The sequence below is a fragment of the Paenibacillus lactis genome (assembly GCF_017873605.1).
Lineage (GTDB): Bacteria > Bacillota > Bacilli > Paenibacillales > Paenibacillaceae > Paenibacillus_AQ > Paenibacillus_AQ lactis.
Window position 1 is genome coordinate 82,675 of record NZ_JAGGKI010000002.1, and the last position, 14,119, is coordinate 96,793.

General features: G+C 51.4%; 14 protein-coding genes. 6 read left to right on the forward strand and 8 right to left on the reverse strand.

Annotation, left to right across the window (positions count from 1 at the left end):
* Positions 1–116: 116 nt before the first annotated feature.
* The 6 genes from J2Z18_RS03355 to J2Z18_RS03380 all read left to right on the forward strand — a co-directional run bounded on the left by J2Z18_RS03355 (position 117) and on the right by J2Z18_RS03380 (position 5,181).
* Positions 117–335, forward strand: a complete 219-nt coding sequence (locus tag J2Z18_RS03355; RefSeq protein WP_007132504.1) for a hypothetical protein — start codon at positions 117–119, stop codon at positions 333–335.
* A 305-nt stretch (positions 336–640) separates the two neighbouring features.
* Positions 641–1,168: a sigma-70 family RNA polymerase sigma factor gene (locus J2Z18_RS03360; protein WP_050954093.1), complete on the forward strand. Its 528-nt coding sequence runs from the start codon at positions 641–643 to the stop codon at positions 1,166–1,168.
* A complete protein-coding gene (locus J2Z18_RS03365) occupies positions 1,165–2,412 on the forward strand; it encodes an anti-sigma factor (protein ID WP_007132506.1) in 1,248 nt (415 codons plus the stop codon). Before J2Z18_RS03360 ends, J2Z18_RS03365 begins: the two co-directional genes overlap by 4 nt.
* 72 nt (positions 2,413–2,484) lie before the next feature.
* The gene (locus tag J2Z18_RS03370) at positions 2,485–3,063 is read left to right on the forward strand and encodes a sigma-70 family RNA polymerase sigma factor (RefSeq protein WP_007132507.1); all 579 of its coding nucleotides are present in this window, start codon (positions 2,485–2,487) and stop codon (positions 3,061–3,063) included.
* Positions 3,053–4,159, forward strand: coding sequence for a DUF4179 domain-containing protein (locus J2Z18_RS03375; protein ID WP_028407371.1), 1,107 nt, complete (start codon positions 3,053–3,055; stop codon positions 4,157–4,159). Before J2Z18_RS03370 ends, J2Z18_RS03375 begins: the two co-directional genes overlap by 11 nt.
* Before the next feature lie 29 nt (positions 4,160–4,188).
* Positions 4,189–5,181, forward strand: coding sequence for a hypothetical protein (locus tag J2Z18_RS03380; protein ID WP_210094189.1), 993 nt, complete (start codon positions 4,189–4,191; stop codon positions 5,179–5,181).
* A gap of 397 nt (positions 5,182–5,578) precedes the next feature.
* Here J2Z18_RS03380 and J2Z18_RS03385 read toward each other — a convergent pair whose 3' ends face one another.
* The 8 genes from J2Z18_RS03385 to J2Z18_RS03420 all read right to left on the reverse strand — a co-directional run bounded on the left by J2Z18_RS03385 (position 5,579) and on the right by J2Z18_RS03420 (position 14,113).
* Positions 5,579–6,523: a DUF5643 domain-containing protein gene (locus tag J2Z18_RS03385; RefSeq protein WP_210094190.1), complete on the reverse strand. Its 945-nt coding sequence runs from the start codon at positions 6,521–6,523 to the stop codon at positions 5,579–5,581.
* 42 nt (positions 6,524–6,565) lie between these two features.
* Positions 6,566–7,774, reverse strand: coding sequence for a DUF4179 domain-containing protein (locus J2Z18_RS03390; protein ID WP_007132511.1), 1,209 nt, complete (start codon positions 7,772–7,774; stop codon positions 6,566–6,568).
* Positions 7,761–8,297: a sigma-70 family RNA polymerase sigma factor gene (locus J2Z18_RS03395; protein WP_223260682.1), complete on the reverse strand. Its 537-nt coding sequence runs from the start codon at positions 8,295–8,297 to the stop codon at positions 7,761–7,763. Before J2Z18_RS03395 ends, J2Z18_RS03390 begins: the two co-directional genes overlap by 14 nt.
* 310 nt (positions 8,298–8,607) lie before the next feature.
* Positions 8,608–9,837, reverse strand: coding sequence for a serine hydrolase domain-containing protein (locus J2Z18_RS03400; protein ID WP_040740216.1), 1,230 nt, complete (start codon positions 9,835–9,837; stop codon positions 8,608–8,610).
* Positions 9,838–9,936: 99 nt separating this feature from the next.
* On the reverse strand, positions 9,937–10,605 hold the full coding sequence (locus J2Z18_RS03405; protein WP_084047061.1) for a pentapeptide repeat-containing protein: 669 nt from the start codon (positions 10,603–10,605) through the stop codon (positions 9,937–9,939).
* A 115-nt stretch (positions 10,606–10,720) separates the two neighbouring features.
* Complete coding sequence (locus tag J2Z18_RS03410; RefSeq protein ID WP_007132516.1) at positions 10,721–11,386, reverse strand: TetR/AcrR family transcriptional regulator; 666 nt, start codon at positions 11,384–11,386, stop codon at positions 10,721–10,723.
* Between the two features lie 251 nt (positions 11,387–11,637).
* Positions 11,638–13,443, reverse strand: coding sequence for an NPCBM/NEW2 domain-containing protein (locus J2Z18_RS03415; RefSeq protein WP_007132517.1), 1,806 nt, complete (start codon positions 13,441–13,443; stop codon positions 11,638–11,640).
* A complete protein-coding gene (locus tag J2Z18_RS03420; protein WP_007132518.1) occupies positions 13,436–14,113 on the reverse strand; it encodes a hypothetical protein in 678 nt (225 codons plus the stop codon). The genes J2Z18_RS03415 and J2Z18_RS03420 overlap by 8 nt, the downstream gene beginning before the upstream one ends.
* Positions 14,114–14,119 lie beyond the last annotated feature (6 nt).

The window sequence follows — 14,119 nt, forward strand, 5'->3', positions numbered from 1 at the left end:
AAAAATAATCAAACCTGCCGCTCGGAGGTCTGCTACGATCTAGTCAAAGAGGGCGGGACTCGGATAAGCTTCAAGCCATCCATCCCCCCGACGTTTGAATAGGAGGAACCATGCGGATGAAACATCTTGTACTTGTAAAATCCATACTGATCGGGTTGTTATGTGCCCTGTTATTTTCCTGCCTCAGTTATGCGCTCGATTGGACTATCCATATGATGCAGGACGAAGCTCCCGGCAGTCCATTCACCATAGCCTACGGCGCTCGCTTCATTCTCGTATTCTGCTTTGCTGCAGGGATGTGCCTGGATCATTATCGAAAAAAAGGATCGGATTAAACCCGGAATCTCCGTCTGTTTCCCTGCTTAAGCATATTACAAGCATTTTCTGTGTAGAGATGATAGCCCGTAGTAGCTTGCTATTATGACCTTCAAGTATCGCTCACTGCATCGCATGCCCATCTGCTAATGGAAGCCCGCTCCCGGCGGGCTTTTACTTTTGGTATTTGTTTTTGCGGTGTATGGGTAGCTGTGGTGAAGGGGCATTTCGAGAACCGGCTCTCCAGGTATATTTAGCTTTTCGAATTGCAACAAAGCGCAGTTTCATTTTTTTGCGACGAAAACTGTAACTTTATGCTCCGCTTATACGTGAATTACATAGAGAGGAGGGCGGGAAACTGAACAGTCTGGAATCGATTTATCAATATTACGTCAAAGACGTTTACCGTTACTTGTACTCCCTCTCTTATGATCACCATACGGCAGAAGACCTGGTACAGGAAACCTTTTACCGGGCGTACCTGTACCTTGAGGATTGGAAGAATGAACGAATCAAGCCATGGCTATTTCGCGTTGCCCATAACGCTTATGTGGATTATCAGCGCAAGGCAAGCCGCAGCATCGTCAAGGATGCCGTTTTTTTCGCTCGGATGGTCGACCGGGATACGCCGGAGATCACCCTGCTCCAGCAAGAAGTCCAACGAGAAATTGGACGGATGTTAGCCGATATTCCGGAGAAGCAGCGGCAGGCGGTGCTCCTGGTGGATTTTCACCAATTCACCTACCAGGAAGCTGCGGATATTATGGGCATCACGTTATCCCATATCAAGATCACCTTATTTCGAGCCAGGCAGCGGCTGCGGGAAATGAAACGAAAGGACGGAATGTTATGAGCGAAGATTTCAAGCAGCGATTGAGAGATTATGCGGACGGCAAGCTGACTGACGAGGAGAAAAACGAAATCGAACGGGAAATGGAGAAGCTGGAGGAATATCAGGCTTATTTAAACGAATGGATGGATAACGAACCGGACAATGCTGGATCTAAGCGCCCGGCCGATGTTCAGAACGACCTCTCACCCAAGAAGGAAAAACGCATTGTTCGCAGGGCCAAATGGAAAGCCCGAATCTCAAATACGTTGACAGTGATAACCGCATTCCTGGTGATTACCTTTCTTAGCTCGATCGGTACCGCGCTGTTCTACGGTGTCGGCGATCCGAGCCGAAACGATAAATATCGGGATGCCATTGCTTCGGCCATCTCGATCACCATGCCTAACATTAACGTTTCACTGAACAGTCAGGGCAAAACCTATTTCATGCAAGAGATATACGGAGATATGGAAAAGCAAGTAGGAAGCGAACGAGTGACTGTCGGTGAGTACACCGTCAACTTCCTGTTTGGGCTGCCTTCCGTCAATGCGGATTGGAAGAATGGCAGCTCGCGTCAATCGCAGATATTCTATCGGCCGGACCCTACTCCAGAGACTTCTTCCGCGAATCCAAATGAAGATCCCAGGGAACAGTCAAACAAACAGACAGCAAGCGCCTCTTCCGCAAAAAGCGGTGACTGGTCCCGGCTCGAGAAGCTTCCCGAAGGCACCGTGGCCGAAGCCTATGTATCGTTTAACCGTTTCTTCACTACGGATGAGCTGCTGAAGCAATTCGAGAAACGGAACATGGAGCCCGTCTGGTTTGCCGTGGATACCGGACCGGAGGACCGGTTCGGCAATCATGATGGCGTAATCACCGACCCTGTCGGCTTTCCATCCTATCCCGTCTGGCATCATGACGATTTGACGATCACCTCCTATAAGGAAGAAAAGCGCGGCTGGTTCGGCAAAATCGTGTCCAGCGGCGGACATTATCCGTCATTGGACACCTACGGGGACGGGAAGCTGCGGAATGCTCACTTCATCAAATCACTGCGGCTTATGCAGGAGTATAAACTCATTAGCGAGCGGGTAGCTCCGTTCATTGACGTCGACGCTTCATTGGCTTACGTAGAGGAGAATGGCGTTCATCTCTATGGTGCCGTCATTACCGGTCCCGTCAAGGAGCTGCTGACGCTGCGCGAGGTTTCCTGGGTGCATGACCTGCGTGTCGGGGAAGTACGGCTGTGGAATTGGAACGAGTAATTATTTTTCACCGAACCTCTTGGCGACTCGGAGCGAATATATAGGTGAGGTCACATTAAAGGAGGAGCAAGCTTGCAAGGTTCAGACTTAACACCGTGGCTGCAGCGACTAAAGGAGGGGGACAAGGAAGCATTCCGGTATGTTTATGATCGAACCGTCGATAATGTGTACCGAACGGTGGCTCTTCTTGTATCCGGCCGGCAGGATATAGAGGATATCATGAATGAAATTTATTTTAAGCTGTGGCTCTCGCTACCCAACTATGACCCCAATCGTCCCTTTCGGAATTGGCTGCACGGAATCGCGATCCGGCAGGTTCAGGACTGGAGGCGCCGAAAATGGCGTAAATTCCGCCTGTTCGAGCGCCAAAAAATGCTTGAAATCCAGCCCGAGCACCCACGGACGGACCGGGTCATTGTATGGAACGAGACAAGCCGAGAATTGCTCGAGCTTCTAAATCATTTATCCTACAAGCTTCGAATTGTCGTTGTTCTCCGGTACTATCATGAATACAGCCTAACCGAGATTTCCGAGCTGCTCGCGGTCCCGATCGGGACCGTGAAATCGAGGCACCATCAAGCCTTGAAAGAGCTTCGCAAACATTCTGTAGAGCTGGATTTAGAAAAGGGAGGTGATTGCTTTGTCCATTGAAGAACGGTTGAAGGATCACATGCATCAGGCGGCTGATCATCTGAATATCCCGCAGGATCTATATGACAGCATATTACAATCGACGGAGGAACGCATTTCCGACAGAGCTCGGTTAACCCGAAAATCACGTAGTCGCAGCATCATTCGTAATGCCTTTGTGATCGGAACGGCAGCTGTTTTCATTGTCGTTGTCATCGTGTCCTCTGCCTTCATTTCCCCCGTGATGGCCGAAACCCTAAGCCGCATTCCAATGATGCATAATGTGTTTAAGCTAGCAGGCGACTTAGGATTAAAGGCAGCTGAGCAGAAAGGGTTGGCCACGGAAACGGATTACTATGACACACACGAGGGCTACACTTTAACGGCATCGCAGGCTATGTTCGACGGCATGCGCGGAGCTATAGCGCTTCAACTGGATGAGGCAGGACATCCCGCCTCCCTGTTTGATCCTTTCGCTCGCGGCCAATCCGAAGCTTCATCACTAAAAAGCAAGGGTTCCTTTCAAGTGATGAGGGCCTTCATCAATGGAACAGAAGAAAGCATTACTTGGGATATCGGCCCCGGCAACGATGCGGAATCCGCCATTGTCACGATTACCGGAGCGTCTTCGGATCAAGCTGCCCGCAGGCCTGTGCTGCCGGAAACGTTTAATTTGACGCTTGAGGTTAGGCTCGAGATGATCCCGGAGCCGTTTATCCTGCAAATTCCGATGCGCAAAAATACAGATAATCATATCCTATATCCGGAAGCGGAGAAATCATCAAGGCAAGTTAGCTGGAGGCTGGAAGAAATGGAGCGCTCCCCAGTCTCCACTCGCATGGAGCTGGTATTAAAAGAGACTTCTTCGGATGAACGGACCATTTACTTTGAAGTCGTAGGTCAAGACGGCACAGAAATAAAAATCATTGACCTCTACGCTAACGATATGAAACAAGGTTACCGTCGCTTGGACATGCTGTACGAGCCCCTTCCTTCCGATCATCAGTCATTCACGATTAAGCCGTTCCGTTATGTGTATGGAGACTCCCCTGACGCTTGGGAGAAAGAATACATCAAGGATCTGGAATTGACTGTACCGATCGAGGGAAATGACTAAAAATTTTCGAATCACTGGAGGAAACATACATGAAAAAATCGATAAAAGCAATGACGATCCTGACGGCTGCAGGCCTTTTAATGACTTCCGCACCGCTGTTGACTACGCATGCCGCAGCCAAAGCCAATACTTCTGCTGCCGCGGCTTCTTCCCTCAAAAAAATCGATCCCAAATTAATATCCGAGGCACAGAAAAAGCTGAAAGATGCAACCGGTAAAAGCTATTCTTTCAGCAAAGTGGAAAGTTGGAAAACTGGAAATGATACCGGCTGGACGCTTACGATTAAGGGAGCTCATTACAGTTACGTCAACATTACCAATAATAAAATAGACTCCATCCAACTTGAACAAAAATGGGCGGATCTGCAAAGCTCCAGCAAAGAGACTATCCAATCGGTGCTCAAGGATCTGGATGTGGAGTCGCTGCCCGAATCAGCCACGCTTACGGTCAGCTATTCCGGCAAGCAAGCCGATTCAGGCAAGGTTGAAGTGTTTACACACGTAGATAATCATTACATTACACTTCTTGACGGCAAAGTTAAGCGGGTGATGTCCACCATACCAGTTGAGTCGGTATCTCAGGACATACAGGATGCAGCGAGCGAGGTTACCAAAGGATTCCAGGGCTTGAGCCTCGGCAAACTGACGAAGGCGTCCTATGTTACCGAAAAGGGCAAATCTCATTTCGAGCTGACATTCCAAGGAACTTCCGCAAAAATGCCGATCTTTATAAGCATTGACGAAGCGTCGCGGGGAGTTACGATGTTTGAAGTATCCAGCCTTCAGGATTCCGCAGCCGAATATACCAAAGGGTATAAGAATCTAATGAATATGAGCGAGGACAAGCTCTTGCAGGCTGCCATTCCACTTGCCCAGAGCAGCATGAATCTGGATTTGACCGGGTACAAAGCTGCCAAGGATAAAGATCTTCCAGGAACCGTCCATTTTACTATGAAAAATAAACAAAGCGTAGAAGGCGTGTATAATTCGAAAGGGCAAATCTATGCTCTCAAGTTAAAGTAACCGCTGCTCCTTCTAAGACGGCTCTCTCCATAAAGTATGCCCTGATCATCGAGGAATTGAGCCCAGTGGGAGATCAATTAAAGCGTTGAAAAAATGGGTGTCGGTACGCTGATCTTCCCCCCATCAAGTAGACAGCATTAAAACGGATAGGCTTTAAGCAACCTTGGTACGGAGTTCCACCGTATCAAGGTTGTTTAAATTTTTCTGTGGCCACCTTCGGAAGTGACTTGATCCAACGCGCACCCGACGCTTCATTTTATTATAGTTGAAGACGATTAACGAAACGAAACAGCCAGTCGCCGGATATTCGGCGACTGGCTGTTTGTACATGTGTTTGTAAGGTTTTAAGCTTTTTCTCATAAACGGGTCTGTCCCCGGCGATCCTGCAAGGCGTTTGCTACTTTACGGAAACGGCCATTTCGAGCTCTTTGATATATTGTTTGACAATCTCGCCGTTTCCATCTAGCTTGAATCGACCGGAGCCGTCATCTATCACTACCGGTTTGAACGGCTTCACCGTAATGGACTTGGCAGATTTTCCGACAGCTTCTAACACGAAATCGTAGTACATATCCCCTTTCGCGTTGTTTTCGTCTGTGCCGGATCCGGAGATACGTTCGATGATATGGCCTTGATCGTCCACAAAATCAAAGAGTATGTCCTGATTTGCTTCCGGATGCTGCTTGTACCCCTCCATAATCAATTGCAGCCTGGACGAAGTCGATGTGAGTGTTGCCTTGTTCAGCTTGATGGTTACATTGCCTGATGTTTTGGTAACGTTAGGCTTCACTACAACCGGCTTTTCGGCAGTCTTTTGGACAGGAATCTTCAGCTTATACGGCTTTTTGTGGCCTTCCAGATCAACCTCGGCGGTAAGCTGGAACTTGTCCGGGAATGCTTCGAGATTGCCTCCGAGCTGGGAGGCATCCGTCAAGTAGATGACGGCCGTATCATTACCTTTTGGTCCCCATACCAGGGTTGGTCTTTTCGCGTGATCGCCGCCGCCATACTCGTTAATCGATTTGCCGTTAATGGCTATCCTGATATTGCTGATCGATCCCTTGCCAAGCAAGTAGTCGCCTGTCTTCTCGTCAATTTTCCCTCCGACAAGCTTCCCGTCAAATCCTTTCCCGCTGCGCTTAAGCTCAATACGGACATGGTTTCCGTCATACAGCGCTTTGGCAACGCTCAGGGTTACCCCCTCTTGGGTTACACGTTCGGATACCGCAGACTGCGCTTTCGCCGAAGGTTGGTTGGCTGCCTGCGCCGTCCCCCATGCAGCACCGCTTATAATCATGCCGGCCAAAGCCACGGAGCTCATCACTTTATATGCCTTTTTCATATTGATTCCTCCTGATTAAGTTTGTTATCGTCCGTATCATCTTTATTGCTGACGATCATCATACAGCTGCTTCAAGCCGGCCTGATCGACCGGAATCGTGATCTCAAGCTCGTCCAAGTACGTCTTTAATAAGTCCCCATTTTCGTCGGTCTTAAATGATCCGCTCTTTTGGGAAGGATCCGCGAGCTCGGGCTTAAACACTTTGAGCGTGATCGTTCGGGGAGCCTCTGCAAAGCGGTCAAACAGCAGCTCCTCCCGTTCTTGCCGGTGGTTGTCCTCCGAATATATCCCCAATCCGCCCACCGTTTCCAGAACTCTGCCCTTCTCATCCCACACCTCGAATAGCAGGGTCTCATCGCTGAGCGCTTTGTCCGGATTCGTCTGCTCAATGTTCATCAGAATGCCGGTCGTGATCGGCGTGAATTTAAGCTGCTCGAGCGTTAATTGAATGCCGTTCCACTCCCTGGTTTCTTTGAGAGGCAGGATGATCTGATCCGTGCTTTTGCGGACAGGAATTTCCATCACGAACGGCTTCGCAATCCCTTCCAGCGTGATGTTCACCGTCAATTGAAACTCATCAGGCATACGGATCCCGTTCTCGTCCAAGGACATGTTCAGCAATTCAAATAATGCGCCGTTCGGGTCCGAAGTCGGCTTGCCCGATAGCCCTGGTCTTGCTCCAAGGTCATAGTCATCAATCGAGGTGCCGTCGATTTGCATTTCGATCCGGGTAATCGCGCCTCTCGGATAGATATCTTTCGACGTATTGCCTTCCTGAATGGCCGTATGCTCCAGGATACCGCCCTCCAAGCCTTCACCCTCCCGTTTAACGGCCATGGACAGACGGGTTCCGTCATAGACGACCTCCGGTATGCTGAGCGTTATGCCTTCCTGCTCGGCGCTGACGCTCAGCGGAGTAACCAGCCCGCGTTCTTCCGCCGTCTGCAGCCCCAGGTCGTTAACCATCTGAAAGATGCTCCCGATCAGCGGGACCTTTTTGAGCGATTCCGCCATAATCGGCGATACATAAGCGCTGCTCATCACCCCGATAAAGGCTGCGGCCGCTGCGCCAATGGCGAAGGTACGGGCCCTGCCCGAGCGCTGCTTCCGGCCGGTTCTGGTCTGCATCGGCAGGTCGGCCAGCGATGCATAAACTTCATCCTGACGCTGCCGAATCATATCCGGCACCCCGGCCGCCAGCTTTTCTTTTCCTGTCTTCCGGAGTTCCTGGTCTAAGTCAAAAGGCTTCATACGCCAGCCTCCCTTCCCGTGATTGCTTTACCCGTTCCGCTAGAATCCCGCGCGCCCGGTGCAGGCGTGCCCGGACAGCCCCCTCCGAAATTTCCAGTATGCTTGAGATCTGCTTAATGGGTAAATCCTGAAAATAAAACAAATGAATGACGATTCGCAATGATTCATCCAGGTGATCGACGGCTTCACGAAGGTCCAGCTTGTGGCTGTCCCCGTAATAATCCGCGGAGCTGGCCGTTTCCGGAACCTCGGCCATGGCAACCGTTCGTTCCCGGCTGCGAAGCAGCTGGTTGCACTCATTGATCAAAATCCGGATCACCCAGGTTTTAAAATACTTCGGCTGCTGCAATGTCGACAAAGCTTTATATGCCTTCAGGGTCGTTTCCTGAAAGACGTCCGCACAATCTTCATCGCGTCTTACAATGGTCTTTGCCAAGCAGTACAGCTCGGGTTCCAGCTGGCGGAAGAGTCGAATAAACGCTTCCCGATCTCCCCGCTGTGCCCGCTTGACCTCCGATTCCATGTTCTGCACGATTTTATTCATCTCCTTTTGAGGGCCCTCTATAAGATTAGATGGGCTTGTCTTGCGAAAGGTTATATTTCGAGCAAAAAAAGATCGCCAGGCTCCTGACTCTAAGATCAGGGAGGGCGATCTTCTTGCGATCCAACCATATTCTGCTGCTTCAATTTTAACATACCAGCTATCAAAAATGTCCTAAACATATGAATTCATTCGTAAAGATGATCAAGGTTTAGAGAAGTACTTTCTCCAAAAGCCGTTATTGGTTGGTGTCGTGAGTTATCGGCGGACTGACCAGCCCGCGGGCTCGATATCAGTCTTCGATTGCCTGATATACCATGGTCCAGAAGTCGTGGATAAGATGCGCCGAATCCGGGGTGGACATCCCGACCTGGGTGAGCAGGATTCCGGTCAGCTGTTTGGCCGGGTCCGCGTACGCCGAGGTGCCGCTTCCGCCGTCCCAGCCGAACTGACCGATGGACGCATAGTCGCCGCGGTAGGTGCGCACCGCCATTCCGAAGCCCCAGCCGCCGTGCTGCCCTTGGCCATGCGACAGGTGGACGTTGTTTTTGGCCAAGTCGTCCCGGAATGCTTGCTGCTCGGGCGTGAGTCGGTTCGTGCTCATCAGCTCGACAGCGGGCCGGGACAGGATCCGTTCGTTCCCGTGCATCCCTTGGTTCAGCAGCATTCGTAAAAATGCGTCATAGTCGTCGACGGTGGAGAGCAGTCCGCCGCCGCCTGCTTGGAACGCTGGCGGCTTACTGTAGCGTCCGCCGCACGCCTCATCCCATACGATGAACTCGCCGGTCTGCGGATCGGGAACGTAGGCCGGAGGCAGCCGGTCAATTTTGCCTTCGGGCACGTAGAAGCCGGTATCCTTCATCCCCAGCGGATCAAAGATGCGTTCGCGCAGGAACGTCTCGAATGTCTGACCGGTAACCCTCGCAACGAGTACGCCGAGCACTTCGTTGCTCATGTGGTACTGCCACCGTTCTCCGGGCTGGTAGCATAGCGGGAGCGTACCCAGGCGGCGCATCCACTCATCCGGCTCCGGCATCTCCTGCCCTGGCGTGTCAAATAATCCATTCTCGAAGATCGCGTTTTGGATCGGGGAGCCCATTAACGTCATATCCACTCCGAGTCCGAACGTAGAGGTCAACAGATCCCGCACGGTGATCGGTCGCCGTGCCGGCACGGTTTCGTCCAGCGGGCCGTCAGGTCGCTTCAGCACCTGCCGGTTGGCGAGCTCGGGCAGCCACTTATCTACCGGGTCATCCAGATGCAGCTTGCACTCGTCGAGCAGGACCATCACCGCCGCGGCTCCGATCATCTTGGAAGTGGACGCCATCCGGAAGATCGTGTCCCGGCGCATCGGCGCGCCGCCGTCATGGCGCATCGTGCCGATCGCTTCGACGTGCGTCTCCCCGTTTCGGCTGACGAGGGCGACGAGCCCTGGTATCTTCCCGGAATCCACATGACTTGCCAGCACGTCGCGCATTCTGCGCAGCCCTTTGTCGGTAAATCCTTTGTTGCTATGTCCCATTGCAATCTTATTCATTTGATATCCCTCACTTAAATTTTTTTTGTAAATCCCATTGTTTTTAAACTACACTTTCGCCCGGCTTGGCGTTTTCCATTTGTCTTAAACAACCGTAACCTTGGACAGATTAGCCTCCAAGCCTTTAAGCGCCGCATAGGTCAGCTTATCCATCGTTGCGCCGTCAAAGCAGATGGTTTTGATGGCACGGTAATACTTCTTGGACAACGAAGATCCTTGGAAAGACGAATTCTTGATTACCGCCCCCTTGAACGAAACGCCGTTCAACCCCGCCTTGTCAAACCTGACGCCGATGAAGGTTTGGCCGTCAAGCACCAGCCCTGTCAGATCGCTATTTGTGAAGTCTGCCCCGTCGAACATACAATTTTCAAAGACGGTGTTTCTAAGATCGGTCATCGTCAGATTGACGTCGGTCAGCTTGGCATCCAGGAATGTTGCTCCGGCCAACCTCGACTTACTGAAGTCGGTGCGCACAAGGACCGTTTTATTGAAGCTTGCATTGGCCAGGTCAAGGGTAGACAGGTTGCAGTCCGTCAGATTCGTGCCGTCAAAATGGGCACCGTGTACGTCGCTGCTCTTAAACGAACTGCCGGTCAAATCAGCGCCCGAAAAGTCGGAACCCGAGAGCGAGCTGCTTTTAAACTGTCCATTGTGGGCCGTAACGCCTGCAAAGTCGCTTTTCGCCAGATTGCTTGCGTTAAAGCTTGTCACTACTTGCCGATCCTGCGAGTTAGAGGTTTTGGTTTGATTCATAAATATTCACATCTCCCTTATAATTAGTTTTCTAATGATCACTTTTGAGCCAGGTCACCTATTCATACCAACCGATGGTATGTATAGGCTTAAAAATAAGCTGCCTCTCGGCAGTTTAGTTTTCTTTGCTGACTTCTCTCGCTGACACTCGAAACAATTCCTCGTATCGTTGATACATTTGCTCATCGAACAGATCAAGCCCCAGGCCTTTCAATATTTCATCGAAAAATCTTACCTTATGCAGCATCATCTCGGGGGAAGCCTCAATGACCTCCGGGTTTAGCCAAATATTGGTGAGAATCACCAGGACTTCGCTAAGCTCCCTTGGATAGTCGGTTCGGATCGAGCCGTCCCGCATTCCCTGTTCGATAATGGGCTGGATATAGACGGGTACGGCTTTTTCGAGGATGTTCTCGATCTGGGCCGCCAGCAGCTTCGGATTACGCAAGAGGTTCGGCCCCACCGATGCCAGTTCGTTGCTGGCAGCATTGTCGAGAGAGGCTTGAGAAATCTTGCGGAGCTTCTCCAGTCCGTTCAGCCCTTTATCATCCCGGATGCCGGACAGCATCTCGTCAACGCCTTTGAACGCATGATCGATGACGGCCTGCCAGATCTCTTCCTTCGACTTGAAGTGATGATAAATTGCTCCTTTTGTCAGTCCGCCCAGCTCGTTGATAATATCCTGAATGGAGGTCTGCTCGTATCCCTTTTGCATGAACAGGTTAAGAGCCACGGTTAGGATTTGATTGATGGTTTCTTCCGGATATTTATTTCTTGCCATTCGTTTTCACCTTTCATACATTCGGTTGGTATGTATTGAATATATCCGATGAATCTTTTGGTGTCAACCTCTAATTCGTTATTTTTATAAAATTCTTTGTCGTTATGTATCATGAACAACTTTCGCCGGCTGCTGCACCATTAGTCAACCTTCCTGAAATCAATATTTGATTATCCGCCGTCTTCAGTAGGGGGTCGTGGGGACCCGCAAAAAGGATTGAAAACCGGCCTGCAGCAGGCCGGTTCAATGCTTTACGGCGTAAGAACGCCGTCGCCGATAATAATTCGCTGGGTCTCGCCATATTTGCCGGGAGTAGGAGCGATGATAAACTCCAGCGTGCGGACGCCGCTCACATTCACATCAAGGTCCAGCGGAGCGGACTTTGCCGAACTGAACGACAGTATTTTCAACACTTTTCCGTCGCCCATGACCTTGACCTTGCTGCTTCCGTACTCGCCTCCGGCGGTCAGCTTGTCGACTGCGGCTTTCGCGGTCAATCGCTTATATTGCTGGTTCAAGCCGACTGAAAAGGAGGGTGACTCGGTCCAATGATATTTCTGGATAAAGGCGATTCCGTCGGCGAACAGATTGCCGCTCCCGTCTTCCAGAAACGTATCGTTCCATTCATCGAAGCCTTCGGTGACGTCCGTTTCTTCGCCGGGAACGATGATCTGCTGCGTTAATAGTTCTTGGCCCAACGGAGCATATTCCTTCCCGGTCGCGAGGTCGATGTTTACTTGAACTCCCGCAATGTAAAATTTCAGGTACTTGGCTTCAGCTGGAATTCTGTGACGTAAATCGAACTGTACGGCAAACTCTTTACCCACCCCGGCGAACAGTTCCTCGTTCATCCAATTAGAGTCGAAAAGTTCATGGGACGGCACGTAGAGCGACGCAGGGGTTTCAAGACTGACATCTGCGCCCGACGTCAGCTTGCCTTCGACGGTTACCGTACGTTCCTGGATGGCGATCTTGCTGATCTCGACCGTCATCTTGCCGTTCACGGCGCTCAAGGAAGGCTGGAGCTCCGTGTCCGGCAACGCCGCGACCTCCTTGAGCGTTGCCGTCTCGCCTGCAGGTCCGATTTCGGCTTTTTTGTACGTTTCGTCTTCGTTCATACCGAATCGATAGTCGAGCCGGACGAGCGTGTGGGCCGGATCATCCGACACCGGCTGGTATGCAATGGTGTGGTCCGGAAAATGGCGGAACGTGGTGTCATCCTCGTCCAGCTCGACCGAACTGCCGTCACTGAATACGGCCTGGATTTCCGGGGCAACCTTCGTGGACGCAAGCCGGATTTCCCCTTCATATTTGTAAACCAGCACAAGCTCGTTCTGTCTTACCCCTTCGCCAAGGAACGTAATTTTGCCTGCATCATTTTGCAGGAGCACTACTTCCCGATTGTTGTACGTGACCGGAAATTCGATATACTTCGCTTTTTCCATCTCGATCCGGGAGGAAAAATCCTCCGGAATGCTCCCCACCACCTCGGAGAAGCCGTCCGCGAATTGTCGCAGCTCCGCTACGCCGCTTTCGGCAACATCAAACTCGAGTTTCCCGATACTGGCTTCGATCCCGCTCACAATCGGATCGATTCTCTTGGTTTTGATGTCATTCATGAATTGATTTCGCAAATCCGAGATTTCCTTGTACAAGGAGGTCGTTGAGAACTCTTCGAGGTTTGATTGAATATCGTTTAGCTCCCCGTTCATTCGGACGACTTCCTCCGCCTCTGCATTCTCGATATCGAGGCCTGCTACCGCCTTTTTCACTTCCTCGGTGCGCGATTTCAGTTCATCCAGTCGGCCCTTCAGTTCTTCAGCGTTCATCAGCAGCTCACTGGCGATAACGAGCCGTCCTTCGCCGTACTTCAACTTTTCAGGGTCCATCTCCGTTACTTTGCGGTACTGGGCAATGGCGGTATCCACGTCCAGGCTCTCCATCGCCTTATCGGCCGCCGCCATGAGCTTCTCGTACTCTCCGCCGCCGCTGCTGCAGCCGGCCAGCAACCAGAGGCATCCCAATATCCCGACCCATGCACGATTTCGGTTACGCATTCGGAGCGTTTCCTCCTTTCGTCCCGGACGCTGCGTTCCGGAACCGCCCTTTCCGATAGATGATATACGCCGCGATGATGACGGCCAGCAGCACGCCAACCCATACCATCCACGACCTATTCGCAGATGGTTCGTAGACGATGACCGCTTCATCTGAGGCCAGTTGGAGCGTTCGAGGCTTGCCTTCGGCAGCGGTTCCGCCGGTGGCATACAGAATATTGCCCGGCACCGTAACCGTAATTTCCATATCATCGTCCAGGTTCAGATAGACGACAGGCTTATCCGCAATCTTCTCGATGTCCCCGGGCGCTTCGACCAGCTCGTTGATCCGCTCGGGATAGAGCCTCTTCATATCCGCAACCGTCGCCAGCAGCGAGTCTTCCCCGCCACTCAGCGCGGTCAGGCTATCGAACGAAACCGTTGCGTCGACTTTTCCGTCCTTCTCCTTGAAACTGTCCAGCCGGATGACTTCTTTCCCGGCATCCGCGTTCGCGTTCGTGATCTCCTTCTCGAGTTCCTCCTTCAGTTCATCGGCGGATATCATCCCCGAAAGATCGACCGAAAACTTCCCTTTACCCGAGCCGTCATCATGGATGACGAGATCCAGCTTTCCGCATCCCGTCAAGACGACAAGCATCATAAGGGACAAGGCGATTACGATTTTTCTCATCTTCTA